Source organism: Paenibacillus sp. L3-i20 (genome assembly GCF_022180385.2).
Lineage (GTDB): Bacteria > Bacillota > Bacilli > Paenibacillales > Paenibacillaceae > Pristimantibacillus.
Genome location: NZ_BQME02000002.1, coordinates 444,701 through 465,656, shown reverse-complemented (window position 1 = coordinate 465,656; position 20,956 = coordinate 444,701). Strand labels below are relative to the sequence as shown.

Sequence of the window (20,956 nt, the reverse complement as noted above, 5' to 3'; positions counted from 1 at the left end):
CGTCAGTTGAAGCTATAATCCCCCATATCGCCGAGCACGTCGTTGATATTCTTGGATCGCTCCATAAAAATGCTTATCTGTAAACTCCGGCCAATACACATCCGTAAACCAAAGCTCGCTGTAAGCAAGCTGCCATAACATAAAGTTACTAAGTCGCAGCTCCCCACTCGTTCGTATAAGTAAATCCGGATCAGGTATATCACATGACAGCAGGCGGCTAGACATTAATGCATCGTCAATTCCATCCACCGTTATATGACCTTCTTGAACATCCTTTGCAATCTCTTTTACAGCATCCAACATTTCCATGCGACTTCCATAGTTAAGAGCAAAATTTAAAACAAGTCCTGTATTGTTTGCCGTCTTCCTCATAGCTTCTTCTAAAGCGTAAAGTGTATGCTGGGGAAGCTTTTCACGAGTTCCCATCATGCGTACTTGAACATTGTTTGAAATAAGCTCATCCAATTCAATTTCAAGAAACTGCTGCGGAAGCTTCATTAAAAAGTCCACTTCTGACTTTGGACGTTTCCAGTTTTCTGTAGAAAATGCGTACATAGTCAAATATTTGATTCCAAGCCGATCTGCGGCGATTGTTATACGCTTTACCGTCTTCATCCCAGAATGATGTCCCGCTACACGCGGTAACCCGCGATTTTTAGCCCAGCGGCCGTTTCCATCCATAATAATGGCAACATGTTGAGGTATGTTTTCGAGCGTGAGCGAATCAGCCGTCGGCAAGGACGATTTGCCTAGTTTGGCCCAAAGTCGCTTGATCATCTAGCTTCCTCCCAACCGATATGAGAAAACCTCCACCAAGCAGCCAAGTAAGAAAGTGATCAGGAAGTCTGATCAGCAAACTCGCTTCGAGAGCTAGAGGAAGGTTTGGTCAAAATGTAACCCCACCTAATGGAGGGGTCTTTTATGTTTTTAAACTTCCATAATTTCTTTTTCTTTAGCAACAAGAACTTTTTCCACTTCAGCGATAAACTTGTCAGTCGCCTTTTGAATATCCTCTTGATGACGACGTGATTCATCTTCGGAAATATCCGTTTTCTCTAGCTTCTTCACATCATCATTAGCATCGCGACGAATATTACGGATCGCAACTTTCGCTTCTTCTCCGAATTTCTTCGACGTTTTCACGAGCTCAACACGACGTTCTTCTGTTAGTGGAGGTACGGAAATACGGATAGCTGATCCATCGTTAGATGGAGTAATACCCAAATCCGATTTCATTATCGCCTTCTCAATGGCAGAGACGGACGATTTGTCCCAAGGCGTAATCATCACCGTACGAGAATCCGGGGTGTTGATGTTAGCCAACTGACTTAGTGGCGTTAAAGAACCATAATACTCAACCTGAATACGATCTAGAAGCGCCGGACTTGCTTTGCCTGCTCTAAGTGTTGATAAGTCGCGTTTTAGGGCAGAAATGGCTTTGTCCATCCGTTCTTCAGCGTTCTTCTTAATAGCTTGAGGCATTATTTTGCACTTCCTTTCACAATCGTTCCGATTTTTTCTCCGAGTACTACTCGTTTTATATTACCATTCTCAGTAATTGAGAATACGATAAGCGGGATGTTGTTATCCATACAAAGCGAGGAAGCCGTTGAGTCCATGACACCAAGGTTAAGATTTAGCATGTCCATGTAAGTCAATTCTTCAAACTTCTCAGCCGTCTCATCCTTAAACGGATCAGCAGAATAAACACCATCTACTTTATTTTTCGCCATCAAAATAACTTCTGCTTCGATCTCAGCTGCACGAAGAGCTGCTGTCGTATCCGTAGAGAAGAACGGGTTACCTGTTCCAGCTGCAAAAATAACGACACGTCCTTTTTCCAAATGACGAATCGCACGACGTCTAATATAAGGCTCTGCGATCTGTTGCATAGCGATCGATGTTTGCACACGTGTTGGCACATCAATTTGCTCTAGCGCGTCTTGCAGCGCAAGCGAGTTCATAACAGTTGCCAGCATACCCATGTAGTCTGCTGTTGCCCGGTCAATACCTTTTGCCGATCCAGCGATACCTCTCCAGATGTTTCCGCCGCCTACAACGATAGCAACTTCAACACCAAGTGCGATAACTTCTTTTACTTGATTAGCAATGGACGAAATGACAGTTGCCTCGATACCGAAACCTTCCTGCCCTGACAATGATTCTCCGCTTACTTTTAAGACGATGCGTTTAAATACAGGATGCTCCAACGTTTCTACCTCCATCATGCACCTCGCGTGCGAGGTCCTTCATTTTTGTTTCCATATAGAAGCAAGGCGAGGCGGACGCCCCGCCCCGCCTGTGCGTTCGGATTAAAGTTTTGCTTGAGCCATAACTTCTTCAACGAAGTTGTCAACTTTTTTCTCAAGACCTTCGCCAAGCTCATAACGAACGAAGCGACGGATAGCAATATTTTCACCGATTTTGTTGATTTTTTCATTCAACAAGTCGGAGATTTTTAGGTCTGGATCTTTAATGAAAGATTGCTCAAGCAAGCAATACTCTTCATAGTATTTGGAAATACGGCCTTCAACCATTTTCTCAACGATTTTTTCTGGTTTACCTTCGTTAAGAGCTTGGTTTTTAAGAATTTCTTTTTCTTTTTCTAGCTCTTCTGCAGATACTTCTTCACGACGAACGAACTTAGGGTTCGAAGCTGCGATATGCATAGCGATATCTCTAGCAAATTCACGGAATTGATCTGTTTTAGCAACAAAATCAGTTTCACAGTTTACTTCAACGATAACGCCGATACGGCCGCCAGCATGAATGTATGATTCAACAACGCCTTCTGTTGCAATACGACCAGCTTTGTTAGCTGTTGCTGCTAGACCTTTCTCACGAAGGACAGCGATTGCTTTATCTACATCGCCACCTGTTTCGTCAAGTGCTTTTTTGCAATCGAGCATTCCTGCTCCTGTTCTTTCACGAAGTTCCTTTACTGCGCTCGCATTAACTGCCATGAAAAACCCTCCTAAAAGTTTACATCTGAATTTTGTTCAAAAAAAGGGTAGTGAGAGGTTTTCACCATCTGACCACCCTTTGTTGTTTACGAAGTTGTGTTTAAACAGCTAAATTAAGCTGTTTGCTCGCCTTGATTAGCTTCAACGATTGCGTCAGCCATCTTAGCAGTAAGCAATTTAACTGCACGGATTGCATCATCGTTACCAGGGATAACGTAGTCGATTTCGTCCGGATCACAGTTTGTATCAACGATACCAACGATTGGAATACCCAATTTGCGAGCTTCTGCAACAGCAATACGCTCTTTACGTGGATCGATAATGAACAAAGCGCTTGGAAGACCTTTCATGCCTTTGATGCCGCCCAAGAATTTTTGCAAGCGATCTTTCTCTTTGCGAAGAATGATAACTTCTTTCTTAGGTAGAACTTCAAAAGTGCCGTCCTCTTCCCATTTCTCAAGTTGCTTCAAGCGATCAATACGCTTTTGGATAGTTGAGAAGTTAGTTAGAGTTCCGCCGAGCCAACGTTGGTTGATGTAGAAGTTTCCACAACGCTCAGCTTCTTCTTTCACTGAATCTTGAGCTTGCTTCTTCGTGCCGACGAACAACATAGTGCCGCCCTCTGCAGCGATCGATTTAACAAAGTTGTAAGCCTCATCAACTTTCTTAACCGTTTTTTGCAAGTCGATAATGTAAATTCCGTTTCTTTCTGTGAAGATATAACGATCCATCTTCGGGTTCCAACGACGAGTCTGATGACCGAAGTGTACCCCAGCTTCTAGTAGCTGTTTCATGGAAATAACCGCCATGTCCTCAACACCTCCTGTAATGGTTTTTTGTGTGTCCCTCCGCCAATCGCATTTTCCGTCAAAACTTTCGCCGTGCGAAAGCACCATTAACGAAATTGATAGGCGTGTGATTTTAACACCGTCATTTAATATACCACAAATGAACATTCAGCGCAAGATTCCATTGCAAAGTATTGTCCATTATTTCGACAAAATACAAGCTAGTATTTTTAAAAAGCTGAAGTGAACCTTAGCCCGCTTTCTTAATCTGCTCAACTTCTTTTTTTGTAAGCGGTGTACTAGATACGATTTCGACTGCTTCCTTAGCAGTTATCCCCTTAGCGCACAAAAAATAACCAGCCCGGATCGCTTTCTTAGACGCCTTCATTTCACGAATAAATTGATTGGCATCATCAATGATCCCTGCTGATTTAAGCAGGTTTGCAGTTGTCGTTATTTTGAAGCCTGGTTTAATCTGTATTAAGTGTTTCTCAGTCAGATCATCGGAAGGTGTAGGCGCTGGGGCTTTAGTAGCTTCCTTCTCTAATATAGTAGGTGAAATTGTTGAAGTCGCTACTGTCTCCTGCTCCTTCTTAACAGGCAGAATAGTAGGAGTTGGGGGGATCTCTGCACCCTCAGTCGAAATACTCTCGGTTGGTTCTTCTATCTTATGACTAAGGTCGTTCAGCTTAGATTGGCTGTCTTTCCCAAGATTAAACAATTCAAGCAGCAAAGCACCTATAATAATACCCACACCAAGACCGAGCAGAAAGGAACGTTTATTAAACATGGAGCGTTCCCTCCTGTTTGGCAAGACCTATGATGAGTGATACCTCTCCTTTGTTCATCCCAAGCTTCTTCGCAATTACTTCGATAGATTTACCTGCTCCATACAGCTGAAACAGCTCTGGATAACGGGCATTTATCGATTCACTATCAATCTGTGCAATTGTAGAGTCTTGTGTGAGCTTTGTTTCTGAAAGCGATAAAGCAGTCATTTTCTCTAGAGGCAAGGATGTTTGGCTCCTAGCACTAGCCACTGAAGATAAATGTGAGACTGTCGTTCTAAGCTGTTCTTCAAGATGCTCACAACGTTTCTCTAGAGCGGCAATGCGTTCATCCTTTTTGGTAGCTTCTTGATTACTAGCTTGCTGGGCCGATGCTACCAACTTAACAAGCTCCTCATTGTCCTTCTCCATGTTTTCCATAAACTGCTCCAGCGCTGTTTCCATATTTTGAACAGATTGAGGTGCTGACAGTGCTGATTCTTGCTTTCTCTTAGGCATGACGAAGGCGCCTACAATAACAACCGCTCCTACGAGTAAAATATATTGTAATGGCTGCATTGTTTATCTCCCGCCTTTCGATTTATCCATTTTTATTACAGTTTAATATCCAAGCGCTTTCCTTTATAAGGATGCGGCGGTGACTCGCTTGAATCATCGCTTTCCATCCCGTCAGCATTACTACTCCGAGCGCTCTTTCCATGTTTATTGCCCTGACTGCTCTCCTGATCCGCACGAACTTGCGGCTTAGAAGACTGCTCCACTGCTGTATTTTGCCTGCGCAGCTCCTCTGTATCCTTCGAAGCTTGATTGGCTAATATGTTTTGCTCAGACAGAGGTCTTTGTATAGCTTGCTGATGTTTGCCGCCAAATTCTTGTGTCCGAGGAACCGACATTTGCAAATCTAATGGTTTAAACGTCATATGACCTCTCCCCTTTTCGATTAACGAACGGTTCTTTAATTATGATAAGGAACTAACGCAATATCGCCGTCCATCAAACGAAATGTAATTCGCTGTGCGCTGTCTTTTACAAACTTTGTATATCGGCCGATCACGATTTTTGTACCGCTATATACTGTACCGCTTATATCAATTCTTGAACGTTCGGTATCCTCTAGCATCTTCTCAATTTCCAGCATACGTGTTTTAGATTCATCAATCATCGTGACCGACTGTCGTTTTGTCGCATTTAGTTTAGTACGAAGTGCTAAACGATCTGGCGTCAACTGTCCTGCTGAAGCCAATTGATCCAATATGGCTAATGCTTTCTCAGACTTTTCGTTACTTTCTATTGACTGCTTAATCGTTGAACGAAGCTCTAGCAATTCTTCGCGAAGCTGCGGATTTACACCAACTTCAATCGTTGTCGCTGTTGACATAGCATTTCCCATCGTTCTTGCAAGAACGACTTCTCCCGCTTGTACCATACCGCCAACAATAAGCCCCTTTGCTCCAGAACAAATGACATTTCTACCTGCCTTCACAGCAGAATGCATGATACTCTGCGATACAAGCACATCTTCTCCAGCATACACATTTCCGTCTTGAATAAATGAGCTTTTAACATTAACGGCTGCTTTAACATAACCCTTATTACCCGCCATAATGCCACTAGTAATTTCGATCGAACCATCAGACTCAAGCTCAGCACCTTCAACTCCGCCAATTACCCGGATATCTCCAGATGCTCTTACGCGAAAACCATTTAGAACATTGCCTCGAATGACAACTGTACCTACGAAATCGATGTTGCCAACGCTATAGTTCACATCCCCATTGACTTCATAAACAGGGAAAACGTTTACTTTACCTTTATCCGTCATCGTAATCAGCCCATCAATTGCAGCATACAGTGAAGTTTGTTCGCCATTCATAACAACGTTTTTGCCAATTTTAAACCGCACACGCTTACCATGTTTAGGTTCAATTACTTCGCCTGTAACGGTCATTCCTGCGGGTCCTGGCTGTGGCTCTACTAATTCCGCAATTAGCTGCCCACGTTTTACATTTTTTAACTGAGTTACTTCCTTCAGATCAATCTTGCCGTCTAGATCCTCCGCTGGTTTACGCTGACCATTATCCACTTCGAACACATAGCGGATTAACCCATCGCTACCCGGAGCAGAACTTTTTCCTTGGGCGATTAAGGTTTGCTCTCGACAATAAGCTAATGGATTTATGCATATTTGTTCTAATACATCCAGCTTAATTCCATGGACTATACCTTTACTACGAACAAATACTTCCAATTCAGTTAAAACAGTAGAAAATTCATCTGTTATTCGATTAAATGTAATGAAGGCAGACAGCTTATCAGCTGATGTCTGGATACGCAGGTATGAGTCTAGTTGTTGATGATCCACCTTACTCCCCCCCCTTCTAGTGCTGCATTAGTTGATCTTTATGTTTAGCCAAAGCTCCCCGTAGCCTTAAAATAGCTTTGGAGTGGAGCTGGGATATTCTCGATGGTGAAAGTGACATCACTTCCGCAATTTCGCTGAGCGAAAGTTCTTCATAATAAAATAGAGAAACTACTGTTCTTTCTTTTTCTGTTAAACGTTCAATGCCGCTAATTAAAGATTCCTTCAAGTAAAACTCATGGACCTTATGATCCGGGTTTTTTGCCTTGTCATCTACGAGCAAAGACATTCTGGTCTCAGACTCTTCTTCACGAATTGGATCATCTAATGAACAAATCGTTGCAACTGAGATGTCCTGTAGCATAGTAGTAAATTCTTTTTCCGTTAATTGCAAATATGAGCTGACTTCGGCATCCGTAACGGAGCGCATGTACTGCTGCTCCAGATGCTGATAAGCATCCTCTACCCGTTTCGCTTTTTCACGTACAGAACGAGGAACCCAATCCCCTTGCCGAAGTCCATCGATAATCGATCCGCGAATCCGCCATGAAGCGTAAGTTTCAAATTGTAGTCCGCGCAAGTAATCAAACTTCTCAATGGCATCGATAAGTCCCATTACACCATTACTTGCGAGGTCATCCTTTATAACGTTTTTTGGCAGACCGATTGCCATTCGGTTGGTGACATAATCTACAAGTGGCAAATAGTTCTCAATTAGGCCCTTTTTGGCCTCAAGATCACCATGTTCTTTCCATGCTTGCCACATCTGGATGTTAGTCAAATGAGGCGTCTTTAGCTCTGTCATTGACTCACTCTCCTGTCAGGTGACGGATTGCTTTCGCTAAATCCTCTGGTTGCTTATTGTTCGTTGAAACAAATTGAGGGGGAGCAAGTGGACGAAACCCCTGTTCCAACTCATTTGGTTTGTCAGCTTGTCCGCTTTGAGCCTCACCTACCCCGCCTTGCAGCTGTGTCTTCAGCAAGTCGTTTAAATCATCTCTTTCATCGGGTGTCGTTAGATCCAGTTGTCCGCCCTTTTCCTCATGCTGTACGAATGGGTCCCCTACTATAGCAGGAGGACGCAAAATGATAGCTAGAATTGCGCGTACAGCGTAAGCTAAAACGAAAAAGACTATACATGCATACAGACTTCTAAGTAATATGACTGACAACGGATTGTTGCCGATCGAGAAAAGGACAGTTAGCCCCATACCCAATATTCCAAATGCTACATTCCATCGCCATGTTCCTAGCATATTAAATCTCCTTTATTCCAAACTGCACGCTTCTTATTAGAAGAACACCATTATTGCTGTCAAACTCAACAGTTCTGCCATAGTTACCGCCAGTTTCCTGAGACAATATCGGTATGTTGTACTGATTCATCATTGCAATGCATGATTCTACGTTACGAGGACCAATCCGAAGTGAATCAGATTGCCCCGAAAACGCGAACATTTGAGCTCCTCCAGCCATTTTTGCTTCAAGCCGCTCAAGTTTTGCCCCTGCTGCTTTCATTCGTTCAAGAAGTTCAGGAATAGCTGTATCCGCATACTTTGCAACGTTAAATTGTGATTCTCTCGTAATGCTGGAAGTTGGCAACATAACATGTGCCATTCCCGCAACTTTACTTTTAGGATCATACAAAGTAAGCCCCACACACGAGCCTAAACCCGTCGTTTTCAACACTGCTCCGTCTAACGCAATATTGAGATCAGCCATGCCAACCTTCACTAACGTTTGCCCAATCATCCCTTACCGACTCCTAGTGACTTGAAAATTTTGTTAAAAGATTCAGGATCAGGTATAAGGAAGAAATGTCCGTCCAGAGATTGGCGATCTTCTAGAAACGTCGTCTCAATGAGTAAGGCAGAATCGCCCATTTCCCCATACTGCATAAGGCCGTAGCTCAATATCGCTCCAGCCATGTCATGTGCAATGGCCGGAACTGAAGGTACCATTGACAATTGAGTAAAGTCAGCGAGAGAAGAAAGATATGAGCCTGCAAGAATGTTACCTATCTCACATAAAGCAGACAGTTCCATCTCGGAATATGCTACTTCATCCTGATGATTCATTGACAGCAGTTGTTTAAGCATACGTTTGGCAGATGCTTCTTCAATGATAAAAAACATATTGCCTGGCGCTTCTCCTTCTACTCTCAAAAAGACAGCTAATACGATTTGTTCAGAACCGCCTACTCGTTCAGCCACTTCCTCGAATGGCACAAGGCTTACCCTCGGTACTGCCATATCGACTGGCTTGTCCAAGAGCTTAGATAACGCAGTTGCTGCATTACCAGCACCAATATTGCCAACTTCCTTGAGCACATCGAGCTCAAAGGCCTCGAAAGATTCAAATAATGTCACTGACTATACCTCTAGTTGCTCAACTTGGGTAATTTCACTTTTATTTAAAACTTCAGAAAGATTAAGCATAATGAGCAGACGTCCTTCCCCTAGTTTGGCGATGCCACGCAAATACTTTGCTTTAATACCACCTACTATTTCTGGAGGAGAATCAATCGAATCTGTGTCAATATCAATGACATCATTCGCCGAATCAACGATAAAACCTACTTCAACATCACCTACAGCTACAACGATAATACGTGTATTTTCTGTCGAGGCTGTTTCAGTCAAATTGAAGCGTCCTCTCAGATCTATTACAGGGACAACAATTCCACGCAGGTTAATAACTCCCTTTATGAATGATGCCGTTTTGGGAACACGTGTAATTGGTGATAGTCTCTCAATTGTACGAACTTTATCAACCTCTATGCCGTATTCCTCACTACCTAGTGCGAACACGATAACTTTAACTTCTTCTCCCATCGAAAAAACCTCCTTATTTAATAAGTGCGTTCGGATCAATGATAAGTGCAACATATCCATCGCCAAGTATGGTCGCTCCGGAAATCGCATGAATATTAGTCAAATATTTGCCCAGTGATTTAAGAACAATCTCGCTTTGGCCAATGAACTCGTCTACCATTATTGCTGCCCATTTTTCTCCTTTGCGGATAACAATAATTTCGGTCTCTTGCTCCTTCGTTTCATCAAAGCTAGGCGATTCTAGAACTTGACTTAGTGACAACAACGGAATGATAGTATTCCGGAACTCAATCATTTGATTGCCGTGTACATTCAAAATACTAGATCTTTGAATAATTCCCGTCTCTACTATGGAAGATAGCGGAATCGCATACTTTTCATCTCCCAATTTAATTAACATTGCAGAAATGATCGAAAGTGTTAGCGGTAGCTGTACCGAAAACTTAGTTCCTTTTCCTAATGCGGAATTAATTGTGACATTACCGCCAAGGGAAGTAATTTTTGTTTTTACTACGTCTAATCCAACACCTCGGCCAGAAATATCGGAAATTTTGTCCGCTGTACTGAATCCTGGAGCGAAAATAAGCATGTTAATTTCATCAGCAGTAAGCTTTTTGCTTTGCTCTTCCGTAATTACGCCATTTTTGATTGCAGTCTGGAGTACACGCTCATGATTAATGCCTCGACCATCTTCTTCTACTTCTATAAATACATGATTACCGCTATGATAAGCGCGTAAATAAATGGTTCCTGTTTCTGACTTCCCTGCAGCTATTCGTTCCTGTACAGACTCAATACCATGATCGACCGAGTTGCGAAGCAAATGTACAAGTGGATCTCCAATTTCGTCAATAACGGTACGATCGAGCTCCGTATCTGCACCAATAATATCGAGATCTATCTTTTTGTCTAATGACTTTGCTAAATCTCGTATCATTCGTGGGAATCGATTGAACACTGAATCAACAGGTACCATACGTAATTTTAGAACAATGTTTTGCAGATCTGTGCTTACTCTTGACATGTGCTCAACTGTTTCTGTTAGATCAACTCTCTTAATCTCACTCGCCAGTTGTTCCAAACGTACACGATCGATTAATAGCTCGCTAAATAAATTCATAAGCGTGTCCAATCGATCAATGTCAACACGAATCGTTTTGGCAACTCCAGCACCCTGAGTAGGTGCTCCAGAGGGCTTCTTAACAACTTCACTAGGTTCTTTAATTGATGGCGTTACTGCTGCCCTAGTTTCCGCAATCTTTTCTGGTGCTTCAATGGCAGCCGCCGCTGGGGCGATCGTTAACGACTCCAATGATTCTGCATCAAGCAGAGTAACTTGAACAGATTGGATTTCTGAAATGTTTAATATTTGCTCATTTAATTGCTGCTCACTTAGAGTAGAGATAGTAAACACTGAGAACGTACGATCAAACTTCTCTTGTTCTAGATCTTGAACGGTCGGTTCTGCTTTGACAACCTCACCATTACGCTCAAGCAAATCGAATACCATATACGCACGAACCGCTTTCAGAACACAATGTTCTTCTACCGTTACTTGTACAAAAAAGGGCTGGTGACCACTTTCCATTGATTGCAGCATGATGGAAGATTGGAATTGATCAAGCAATACTGCATTTGATGTATCCGTCTGTCCACTTGATACAGCTGCTGTTGGTTCTGATGTAGTTGGAGCAGAAGCATCGCTCGTGTAATCATTCCGCAATATTTTTTGAAGAGAAGAAACAATTACGGTTACATCCGCTTTACCAGTCCCTCCGTTTACTATATCTTGTACCATTGCTTCAAGTGCATCTAAACCTTTAAACAACGTATCAAATATAAAACTATCCATTTTTAGCTTGCTGTTGCGGACCAAATCGAGTACATTTTCCATCTCATGTGTAAGTGAAGCCAAATCTTCGTAGCCCATTGTTGCTGACATTCCTTTTAGCGTATGAGCAGAACGGAAGATTGATTGCACGATACTTAGATCCTCAGGTTCGCTTTCCAATCGAAGCAGGTTTTCGTTCAATGATTGTAGATGATCATTTGATTCGTCAATAAACATGGACAAATACGCATTCATATCCATTTTCTAGCACCTCCTGTTAGTATGATCGAGCACAATCTATACCTAATTCAATACTACTTTCATTAGCTTTGTTGCAATTTGCTGAAGCGGTATAACCGTTTGTACGGCCATCATTTCAACAGCAGCCCGAGGCATTCCGTATACAATACAAGTTTCCTCAGACTCGGCTATCGTCGATACAGCACCACTCTCGGCAAGTAATTTCATACCTTTAGCACCATCACTACCCATTCCTGTCATAATGACAGCATGTCTTGCCAACTCTTTAAACGGAACTAATGATTCAAATAAAACATCTACCGATGGGCGATGACCATTCCTCTGCGGCTGATCAGTTAATCGAATGGCATATCCGGAGCCATCCTTTACAAGTTCCATATGAAACCCGCCGGGAGCGATATATGCCACACCCGCATTAACTTTCATCCCTTGTTCAGCCTCAACAACGTGTAAGCCACTAAAGCTGTCTAATCGTTGTGCCAATGATTTAGTAAACCTTGGCGGCATATGCTGTACGATTAAGACAGGCGCATGAAACGATTCTGGAAGCGAGGAAATAACTTCATGTAAAGCTCTTGGTCCACCTGTTGAAGTTCCAATGGCGACTATGTGCCGGAATGAAGTTGATTTCTCCTTACGCTGTCCTGTGGATTCGTTACCAATAGAATTAGATTTTTTATCTGATAACTTTGGAAGAAGCGGAGCAGGCTTCTTTTCTACTTCTTTTACTTTCTTTGGTGATGCAACAAAAACAACATCAGTCTTTGGTTTCAATGGAGCTTTTATTTCTGTCTTTGTTTCTTTAATAGAATTATGTAGCGGTACTGCTGCTTTTGGTGCTGGAGTTTGCTTTGGCGTGTGTAACTTTTTCTCGTTATTCAGCGCTTGCAACTCCACTTTAGGAACAATCTCTTGTATTGGCCTGTCAATGACTTGAGCGGATCTACTTCGTTTTGTATATACAGCTACACGAAGCTTCTCTAACAATTGCTCACCCACTTGATGAATATCAGTAGATAAAGCACTAGTCGGCTTGTGAATAAAGTCGAATGCTCCGAACTGCAGAGCTTTAATCGTATCCCGTGTGTTATCCTCACTAATACCTGATAACATGATGATTGGTGTTGGCGTAGACTTCATAATATGCTCAAGTGCCTCTATCCCGTTCATCACGGGCATTTCTAAATCCATCGTAATGACATCCGGTTTATGCTCTGCGACAGCAGTTACAGCTTCCATACCATTAACAGCTGTAGCTGCTATTACGAAACGATCGTCTTGCAAAATGAGGTCACTTATTATCTTCCTCATAAATGCCGAATCATCTACGACTAATACTCGATAAGGAGCCAACCGAATCCCCCCTCTCATTTTCAAAGGATTACCTTGTAAGTCTGAACAATTTTGTCAAAAATCCTTTGACGCCCCCATTATCCGAATAAGGTTGTTGAATGTCCAAATATTGCTTGGCAATTCGACTTACAGCTGTTGCCGCTTCTGTATCCGGAAAGGCGATCATGAAAGGCACTTGTCGCTTCACAGCTTTAGAAACGTTAGAATCATCAGGCACAATCCCTAAGGTTGGAAGTTCTGATTGGAGAAACCGACGCGCTACAAGACTAATCTTATCTGCTGTTTCTTTCCCTTCGCGCTGATCAGTTGCGCGATTAACAATCAATTTGAAAACGACATTCATATCCATACTTTTCACCATCTTGATGAGTGCGTACGCATCTGTTATTGACGTAGGTTCAGGTGTAGTTACAACAATTGTTTCTTGTGCTGCTGTGATGAACTTTACCGTTTCTTTGGACAACCCAGCTCCTGTGTCAAATAAAATAACATCATATTCACCATGAAGCTTCTCAATTTCAGCAGCAAATCGGTTAAGTTGTTCCTCCGAAAGCTCAAGCAAATCTCTAAAACCAGATCCTCCAGCGATGTAGTGAAGGCCTTCCGGCCCATTTTGCACAATATCCCAAATTGTCTTTTCTTGCTTGAGAAGATGATAGAGACTGTATGTTGACGTCCTTCCCATCAAAACATCAATATTCGCCATACCTATATCGGCATCAAATACGAGCACTTTTTTACCTAGTCGTTGTAATGATAAAGCGAAGTTCAGACTAAAATTAGACTTTCCAACGCCACCTTTACCGCTCGTTACCGTAATAACTCTCGTTTCTTTTCGTTCAAGGCGAAGCTCCTGCTGCTTAACTAAATTACGTAATGCTTCCGCCTGATCATTCATGTTCACTTGCTCCTAATAACATTTCCACATATTTTTTTGCATGGAATCGTTCAATATCATCAGGTACGTTTTGCCCGCTTGCCATATGCGTTGGGTATAACTCATATTTCAAAATCAGGTTTAGGATGGCGCCATATACTGTTGTTTCGTCTAGCTTTGTAAATAACACTTTGTTTATACCAAATTTACTGAACCTCTCCGCAACAATACTCATATCTGTTGTTTTGCCTGTGAGACTGAGTACAAGAATCGTTTCGCTAGGTTCATTCGTTTGCAAAAGACTATTCACTTCGGAAACATGGAGTTCACTTCTGAAGTTACGTCCAGCTGTGTCCATTAAAATGAGATCTCGTCCCTCAAGTTGCTTATGTGCTTTAGGCAGATCCATCGGAGAGAAAACAACTTCAAGCGGTACGTTCAAAATATTAGCGTATGTTCTAAGTTGATCTACTGCTGCGATCCGATACGTATCTGATGTAATAAAACCTACTTTTTTACCTAACTTAATCGTCTGCTCAGCAGCAAGTTTGGCAATGGTTGTTGTTTTCCCGACTCCTGTAGGTCCTACAAAATGAAGTACACGTGCCTCCGAGCTCAATTGTGCTCTGCTGTATGGTTCCAGCCAGCTTTCGATTATTTGAGATGCATTCAGCCAAACTTCATTTTGCTCAAATATTCGCTCGGTTTGCCGCTGATCTTCCAAGAGCGTATCAATTAACTTCTCTACCAAGTCTTGTTCCATCTCTTGTCCGAGCAACCGCTCTTTCAATGCTTGCAGAGAATCAGACAATAAGCTAGCATCCTTCTGCTGCCTTGTAAGCTTAACCATGTATTCCCTTAAATCACGAATTTCATCAATAATAAACTGTTCCCGTTCTACTCGCTTGTCTGAACTACTCGCTGTTGTAATAACCGGTAATACTTGCTGCGGTTCCATAACGGCAGTGTTAGAAGAACGTTGTGCAGTTTGTAAAATTTGTTCAACAACAGCATTTACTTCTGCGCTAGGTTTGCGCTGCGATGTTTCTGTATTCCTCTGGGCACCGGTTTCGACAGCTGCGATAACCTCCATCTTCTTCTTACCGAACATGCCCATAAAGCCCCCGACCCGAATTTCTTTCGACTCCAAGATGACGGCGTCTTTACCTAACTCTGTCCTAATCATGGTAACGGCCTCTGGCAGTGCATTTACAACGTAACGTTTTACTCTCATAAATTCACCACCCCGACACTTTGGACTTCAATATTCGGTTCAAGCTCGCTATAGGATAATACAGGCACATCTTGCATCGTTCGCTCAATGATTTGTCTCAAATACATCCGAATAGTAGGAGACGTTAACACGATTGGCTGCTGTCCAGATTGTATTTGTCTACTCACTTGCTCGTTCAACTTCTGATAAATCTGCTGTGTTGACACTGGGTCAAGAGCAATATAACTTCCTTGATCAGTCTGTTGAACAGATTCTGCAATTCTCTTTTCCAATTGTGGACCAACTGTAATAACGCGAAGTGTATCTCCACTAGGAGTAAATTGCTGTGTAATTTGTCTTGATAGCGATTGTCTTACATACTCGGTCAATATGTCTGCATCTTTTGTATAATGACCTTGATCCGCAAGAGATTCGAATATCGTAACTAAATCTCGAATGGACACTTTTTCCTTCAATAGTTTGGCAAGTACTTTTTGTACGTCACCTATTGTCAATATCGAAGGTATTAGCTCGTCCACTAATGCAGGGAATGACTCTTTCACATTTTCAACCAGCATCTTCGTTTCTTGACGTCCAATCAGTTCATGCGCGTGACGTTTAATAATCTCAGTTAAATGTGTAGCAACTACAGAAGGCGGATCTACTACTGTGTAACCGGATAACTCAGCTCTTTCCTTCATCGCTTCGTCAACCCAAATTGCAGGTAATCCAAATGCTGGTTCAGTCGTTTCAATACCGATTACGGTGTCATCCTCGAATCCTGGGCTCATTGCCAAATAGTGATTAAGCAGCAAATCTCCACGAGCAACCGTATTCCCTTTAATTTTAATGACATATTCATTAGGTTTAAGCTGGATATTATCTCTAATTCGAATAACCGGAACAACTAATCCAAGCTCAAGTGCACATTGCCGCCTAATCATTATGATTCGATCTAGTAAGTCACCGCCTTGCTGCGTATCTGCAAGTGGAATTAATCCGTAACCAAACTCGAACTCTATCGGATCTACTTGCAGTAGACTAATAACACTCTCAGGACTGCGAACTTCTTCAATCTGTTGTTCCTCAACAAGCAGTTCATCTTGTTCTTGTTTTTTATCAATCTGCTTCTGCATACTCCATGCTCCAACTGCCATAATAATGGCAAATGGCCAAGTACTAAGTATCCCAATAGGTGTTAGTCCAAGAACACCTATCGTACCTGCTGCAACATAAAGCATCTTCGGATATCTGAATAGCTGCGACGTTATATCCTCTGATAGATTGCCTTTTGATGCTGCTCTAGTAACAATTAAACCTGCAGCAGTAGAGATGAGCAATGCTGGAATTTGTGCAACCAAACCGTCACCGATCGTCAAAATTGAGAACGTCTCTAGCGATTCTCCAAATCCCATACCATGCATAGCCATACCAACAATAAATCCACCGATCAAGTTAATGATCAAAATGATAATTGTTGCAATCGCATCACCTTTAACAAATTTGCTCGCACCGTCCATCGAACCGTAGAAATCTGCTTCTCGTTCTATTTTGGAACGGCGTTCTCTCGCTTGGGACTCATTAATAAGACCGGAATTGAGGTCTGCGTCAATGCTCATTTGTTTACCAGGCATCGCATCGAGTGTAAATCTTGCTGCAACTTCCGCAACCCTCTCCGAACCTTTCGTAATTACGATAAACTGTACAACAACGAGGATTAGGAAAACGATAAATCCAATCGCTACGTTGCCTCCGCCTACCCAACTTCCGAAGGTAGCAATAACTTCTCCTGCTTCAGCATGCTGCAAAATACTTCTAGTCGTCGATACGCTTAGTGCTAGTCGGAATAAGGTTGTAATGAGCAATAAAGTAGGAAAGATAGAAAAGTCGAGCGCTTCCCTCGTATTCATCGAAACGAGCAATATCATTAAAGCGATAGAGATATTAAGTATGAGAAGAATGTCTATTAGTAAGATTGGGATCGGGATAATCATCATGAGTACGATTCCGATGACACCCAATATGATGAATAAATCCTTAGCTTTCATGATGCTACCTCCTCCCGTACAATTTAGGACCTTTTAGTGCGTCCTTTCATCTTATATACATATGCCAACACTTCCGCCACAGCTTGGAACAAGTCCCCCGGTATTACATCTCCGATCTCGGCTCGCTCATAAAGCGCTCTGGCAAGCGGCTTGTTTTCCATCGTTAAGACGCCGTTTTCCTTTGCAACTTCCCTAATTCGCAAAGCTACATGATCCATTCCTTTTGCCAAAATGGTTGGTGCCTCCATCTTCGAAGCGTCATATTTAAGCGCTATGGCAAAGTGTGTTGGGTTCGTAATGACGACATCGGCCTTCGGGACATCCTGCATCATCCGTTGCAGAGCCATTTTCCGTTGACGCTCACGGATACGTCCCTTGATGATGGGATCACCATCTGATTTTTTATATTCATCCTTTATATCTTGCTTGGACATCCTTATACTTTTTTCATGTTCATACTTCTGATAAAGAAAGTCTAGAAAAGCAAGGACGGTCAGTACTGCCCCAATCTCTATTCCTAAACTTACTGTTAAGTCAGCTGTAAAGGCAAAGATTGCTTCAATCGGCTGACTAGAAAGAACAAGTATGTTCTTCCATTCACGAATGAGTGCAATATAAACTAAAATGGCGATAATGGTAACTTTCAAAATACTTTTAAAAAACTCTGCTAAACTTCTCATTGAAAATATTCGTTTGAACCCCTCGATTGGGTTCAACTTATTCAATTGCATCTTAAGCGGCTCGCCTGTTAATAAAAAGCCGAATTGAATGACATTTCCTATGACACCAACAATCATAATAATTGCGAAAATAGGTGTCAGCATGATCAGCATTTCTATTGTAATGTTAACGAACAATTCCATTACATTCCCTGCTGTAAGCTCCATTGTAAGCCAATCATGAAACAAACCGCCGAACATACCATTTATTCGTTTTTTATAAAAATCTCCTAACATGCTAAAAGAGGCAAAAACAAATAACAATATTACTGAGCCAGCCAAATCTTGCGATTTGGCGACTTGCCCCTTTTTTCTTGAATCTTCACGTTTTTTAGGAGTCGCTTTTTCTGTCTTCTCCTGATTGAACAGCTGCAAATCTAGCTCAAAGCGATACGTACGCACGAAAACAGCCTCCTATTGCCCTTCAGGCGGTCCCTGTACGACTCCAAACAACTGCTCCAAGGACTCAAACATAATGGAAAACAGTTTATCAAACAACATTGCCATACCTGGCAAAAGTAGAATGAGTAAAAACAGACCGATTAATATTTTTAGCGGTATACCAATTACAAAAACGTTAAACTGAGGAGCCGTCTTCGTCAGGAAACCAAGTCCTAAATCAGTCAGAAACATCGCTACAACTAAAGGAGCAGCAACCTGTAGAGCTAGAAGAAACGTATTGCTTACCGTCCTAGTTAGGAAATCAGTTACTCCCCCGCTCATTATTCGACTGAAGAAATCGTTTGACAAAGGTATCCATTGGTAGCTGTCCATCAAAGCGGTCAACATATAATGATGTCCATTCATGCTCAGAAACACGACAAGCATTAACATGTATTTGAAATTTCCTATTAGTGCCGCGGAGGCTCCAGTATGAGGATCAACTACATTCGCCATCGCAAATCCGATCTGAAGATCCATAAGTGAACCTGCTGTCTGTACAACTGCAAAAAACAAGTAAACTACAAATCCTATTGTGAGTCCTATCATTACTTCTCTCAGAACGACTATCAAATACGTCACATCTGTTACCATTGTCTGGCCTATTCCATAGGTGAGAAATACAATAAATGAAATAAAGAAGCCGAGACCAATTTTGAACGTACCCGGCACGCCTTGTGACGAAAAAACAGGTGCTACGACGAAAAACGCAGTTATTCGACAAAAGATAAGCAAAAAAATAGGAAAACCTTGTACGATTGCATCCATCTGCTCACAACCTAACCGATATAATTATGAAGATTGTTCAGCAGATTGTAGGTGAAGTCGACAACCGTATTTAGAATCCATGGTCCAAAAACAATAATTGATAAAAAAACTGCTACAATCTTCGGCACAAAAGCTAGCGTCTGCTCCTGAATCTGAGTTGTCGCTTGAAATACACTTATTATTAAACCAACTACCAGAGCAAGAACGAGCATCGGGGCACTAGCTTTTAATACTACATAGATAGCTTCGCCGGCTATTCCGATGACAAAATCAGCACTCATCCTCGTTACCTCCTGCTATCATCATGTGCTGAAACTTAGCAGCAATGACTTTACTATTAAATACCATCCATCCACTAAAACGAATAGGAGTAACTTAAATGGCAACGAAATCATGATCGGCGGTAGCATCATCATCCCCATCGCCATCAACGTACTCGATACAATCATGTCAATGACCAAGAAAGGAATGAAGATCATAAAGCCCATCTGAAATGCCGTCTTAAGCTCACTAATCGCATAGGCGGGAATGAGCACGGTTAGCGGGATATCTTCATATGAAGAAGGTTTTTCCGTTTTCGTGTAATTCATAAACAATAATAGATCTTTTTCCCTCGTATGAGAAAACATAAACTTTTTCATTGGAACTGCTGCCTTCTCAAAAGCCTCTGTTTGCGATAATTCACCCTTTATATAGGGCTGCAAAGCAACTTCGTTCACTTGACTAAAGGTTGGTGCCATAATAAACAATGTAAGAAATAGTGCAAGACCTATTAGCACCTGGTTAGGCGGCATCATCTGTGTTCCTAGTGATGTTCTTACAAACCCAAGCACGATAACGATTCGGGTAAAACTTGTCATTAACACCAATATCGCCGGTGCTATACTTAAAACTGTTATTAACAGCAATAGAGACAAGGCGCTTGTTCCAGGCTTTTCTCCCTCTCCCCCACTATCACCTATATTAATTGAAATATCGGGTAAGGGTTCGGCAAATGCTTGCGTATGAAGCAGTATGGATAGCAGCAATACAGCGAAAAAGGAAAGCCACTTCTTATTTCTCATCATCCATCAACCGTTCATTCTTAGTATGATCTTGGAGTAAAGATTCAAGCTGCTTCTTACGGTCTGCCCCTTTGCTCAGCTTGCTATCAAGCATTTGCTGAAAGGATGAGGGGCTATTCCACTGTTCGCTGCTTGTCTCCGTTTGTGTATTGGTTCGATTGCGCCACTTCTTAATCAAACCAGTTAAATCCTTGGCATTCCATACGTTTTCTGGTTGACGATCGAGCGAAGCTAATACCGCTTCAACATCGTCAGGGTTATCGAGCTTATCGAGTAATGTGATCGTTTGACCGACACCTACGATATAAATGCGATCAGCTATTTCTACAACCTGTAAGGAACTATTCTGACCTAAAGAAATACCTCCAAGCGAACGCATCGAGCGATTAACACCCCAAAGTTGATTACGTTTGGAGAGCCATTTGATTACATACAGTATAAGTACGATGACGATTGCGAGCGCCACCATAACCCATACCATATTTCCTAATAATTCACCCGGATTTGTGTTCGAGATTGGAATGGGCTTCTCATCGTTGATAATAGCGCTGCCGCTGGGATCAGCAGCAGCAACAATCGGCATAACTCCAAACCCAGTAGCAGTTAATAACATCATTCGTACGCTTGATCTACTCATAGCAGATATCGA

At 42.1% G+C, this 20,956-nt stretch carries 24 protein-coding genes; all 24 read right to left on the bottom strand.

All coding sequences use genetic code 11. The annotated features are described in order from the left end of the window. Positions 1-12: 12 nt before the first annotated feature. The 24 genes from MFF31_RS15480 to MFF31_RS15365 all read right to left on the bottom strand — a co-directional run bounded on the left by MFF31_RS15480 (position 13) and on the right by MFF31_RS15365 (position 20,944). Positions 13-777, bottom strand: coding sequence for an undecaprenyl pyrophosphate synthase (locus MFF31_RS15480; protein WP_238189009.1), 765 nt, complete (start codon positions 775-777; stop codon positions 13-15). Positions 778-927: 150 nt separating this feature from the next. Continuing rightward, positions 928-1,482, bottom strand: a complete 555-nt coding sequence (gene frr / locus MFF31_RS15475) for a ribosome recycling factor (RefSeq protein WP_238189008.1) — start codon at positions 1,480-1,482, stop codon at positions 928-930. Then, positions 1,482-2,210, bottom strand: coding sequence for a UMP kinase (pyrH, locus tag MFF31_RS15470; protein WP_238189007.1), 729 nt, complete (start codon positions 2,208-2,210; stop codon positions 1,482-1,484). The genes frr and pyrH overlap by 1 nt, the downstream gene beginning before the upstream one ends. A 102-nt stretch (positions 2,211-2,312) precedes the next feature. After that, positions 2,313-2,963 carry a translation elongation factor Ts gene (tsf, locus tag MFF31_RS15465; protein WP_238189006.1) on the bottom strand — a complete coding sequence of 217 codons (651 nt, stop codon included), beginning with the start codon at positions 2,961-2,963 and terminating at the stop codon, positions 2,313-2,315. Positions 2,964-3,076: 113 nt separating this feature from the next. After that, positions 3,077-3,772, bottom strand: a complete 696-nt coding sequence (gene rpsB / locus MFF31_RS15460) for a 30S ribosomal protein S2 (RefSeq protein WP_197933863.1) — start codon at positions 3,770-3,772, stop codon at positions 3,077-3,079. 229 nt (positions 3,773-4,001) lie between these two features. Further along, positions 4,002-4,541, bottom strand: coding sequence for a hypothetical protein (locus tag MFF31_RS15455; protein ID WP_238189005.1), 540 nt, complete (start codon positions 4,539-4,541; stop codon positions 4,002-4,004). After that, positions 4,534-5,097 (bottom strand): DUF6115 domain-containing protein, encoded by a 564-nt coding sequence (locus MFF31_RS15450; RefSeq protein ID WP_238189004.1) that lies wholly within the window; start codon positions 5,095-5,097, stop codon positions 4,534-4,536. Before MFF31_RS15450 ends, MFF31_RS15455 begins: the two co-directional genes overlap by 8 nt. Before the next feature lie 35 nt (positions 5,098-5,132). Next, a complete protein-coding gene (locus MFF31_RS15445) occupies positions 5,133-5,459 on the bottom strand; it encodes a hypothetical protein (RefSeq protein ID WP_238189003.1) in 327 nt (108 codons plus the stop codon). A gap of 35 nt (positions 5,460-5,494) precedes the next feature. Beyond that, entirely contained in the window at positions 5,495-6,901 is a 1,407-nt protein-coding gene (locus MFF31_RS15440; protein ID WP_238189002.1) for a flagellar assembly protein A, read from the bottom strand. A gap of 16 nt (positions 6,902-6,917) precedes the next feature. Then, positions 6,918-7,703: a FliA/WhiG family RNA polymerase sigma factor gene (locus MFF31_RS15435; RefSeq protein ID WP_238189001.1), complete on the bottom strand. Its 786-nt coding sequence runs from the start codon at positions 7,701-7,703 to the stop codon at positions 6,918-6,920. Positions 7,704-7,707: 4 nt separating this feature from the next. Continuing rightward, positions 7,708-8,154 carry a hypothetical protein gene (locus MFF31_RS15430; protein WP_238189000.1) on the bottom strand — a complete coding sequence of 149 codons (447 nt, stop codon included), beginning with the start codon at positions 8,152-8,154 and terminating at the stop codon, positions 7,708-7,710. A gap of 1 nt (position 8,155) precedes the next feature. Continuing rightward, positions 8,156-8,650, bottom strand: coding sequence for a chemotaxis protein CheD (locus MFF31_RS15425; RefSeq protein WP_238188999.1), 495 nt, complete (start codon positions 8,648-8,650; stop codon positions 8,156-8,158). Continuing rightward, positions 8,647-9,267: a chemotaxis protein CheC gene (locus MFF31_RS15420; protein WP_238188998.1), complete on the bottom strand. Its 621-nt coding sequence runs from the start codon at positions 9,265-9,267 to the stop codon at positions 8,647-8,649. The genes MFF31_RS15425 and MFF31_RS15420 overlap by 4 nt, the downstream gene beginning before the upstream one ends. A gap of 3 nt (positions 9,268-9,270) precedes the next feature. Then, positions 9,271-9,732, bottom strand: a complete 462-nt coding sequence (locus MFF31_RS15415) for a chemotaxis protein CheW (protein ID WP_238188997.1) — start codon at positions 9,730-9,732, stop codon at positions 9,271-9,273. 13 nt (positions 9,733-9,745) lie between these two features. Further along, complete coding sequence (locus tag MFF31_RS15410; protein WP_238188996.1) at positions 9,746-11,824, bottom strand: chemotaxis protein CheA; 2,079 nt, start codon at positions 11,822-11,824, stop codon at positions 9,746-9,748. A gap of 42 nt (positions 11,825-11,866) precedes the next feature. Further along, entirely contained in the window at positions 11,867-13,177 is a 1,311-nt protein-coding gene (locus tag MFF31_RS15405; RefSeq protein ID WP_238188995.1) for a protein-glutamate methylesterase/protein-glutamine glutaminase, read from the bottom strand. 28 nt (positions 13,178-13,205) lie between these two features. Further along, positions 13,206-14,075: a MinD/ParA family protein gene (locus MFF31_RS15400; protein ID WP_238188994.1), complete on the bottom strand. Its 870-nt coding sequence runs from the start codon at positions 14,073-14,075 to the stop codon at positions 13,206-13,208. Continuing rightward, positions 14,068-15,288: a flagellar biosynthesis GTPase FlhF gene (flhF, locus tag MFF31_RS15395; protein ID WP_238188993.1), complete on the bottom strand. Its 1,221-nt coding sequence runs from the start codon at positions 15,286-15,288 to the stop codon at positions 14,068-14,070. The genes MFF31_RS15400 and flhF overlap by 8 nt, the downstream gene beginning before the upstream one ends. Next, positions 15,285-17,315: a flagellar biosynthesis protein FlhA gene (gene flhA, locus MFF31_RS15390; RefSeq protein ID WP_238188992.1), complete on the bottom strand. Its 2,031-nt coding sequence runs from the start codon at positions 17,313-17,315 to the stop codon at positions 15,285-15,287. The genes flhF and flhA overlap by 4 nt, the downstream gene beginning before the upstream one ends. Positions 17,316-17,338: 23 nt before the next feature. Then, on the bottom strand, positions 17,339-18,436 hold the full coding sequence (gene flhB, locus MFF31_RS15385; RefSeq protein ID WP_238188991.1) for a flagellar biosynthesis protein FlhB: 1,098 nt from the start codon (positions 18,434-18,436) through the stop codon (positions 17,339-17,341). A 12-nt stretch (positions 18,437-18,448) separates the two neighbouring features. After that, positions 18,449-19,243, bottom strand: coding sequence for a flagellar biosynthetic protein FliR (gene fliR / locus MFF31_RS15380; RefSeq protein WP_238188990.1), 795 nt, complete (start codon positions 19,241-19,243; stop codon positions 18,449-18,451). 11 nt (positions 19,244-19,254) lie between these two features. Then, positions 19,255-19,524: a flagellar biosynthesis protein FliQ gene (fliQ, locus tag MFF31_RS15375; protein WP_238188989.1), complete on the bottom strand. Its 270-nt coding sequence runs from the start codon at positions 19,522-19,524 to the stop codon at positions 19,255-19,257. Positions 19,525-19,545: 21 nt separating this feature from the next. Beyond that, positions 19,546-20,307: a flagellar type III secretion system pore protein FliP gene (gene fliP, locus MFF31_RS15370; protein ID WP_238192054.1), complete on the bottom strand. Its 762-nt coding sequence runs from the start codon at positions 20,305-20,307 to the stop codon at positions 19,546-19,548. Beyond that, the gene (locus MFF31_RS15365; protein WP_238188988.1) at positions 20,297-20,944 is read right to left on the bottom strand and encodes a flagellar biosynthetic protein FliO; all 648 of its coding nucleotides are present in this window, start codon (positions 20,942-20,944) and stop codon (positions 20,297-20,299) included. The genes fliP and MFF31_RS15365 overlap by 11 nt, the downstream gene beginning before the upstream one ends. Positions 20,945-20,956 lie beyond the last annotated feature (12 nt).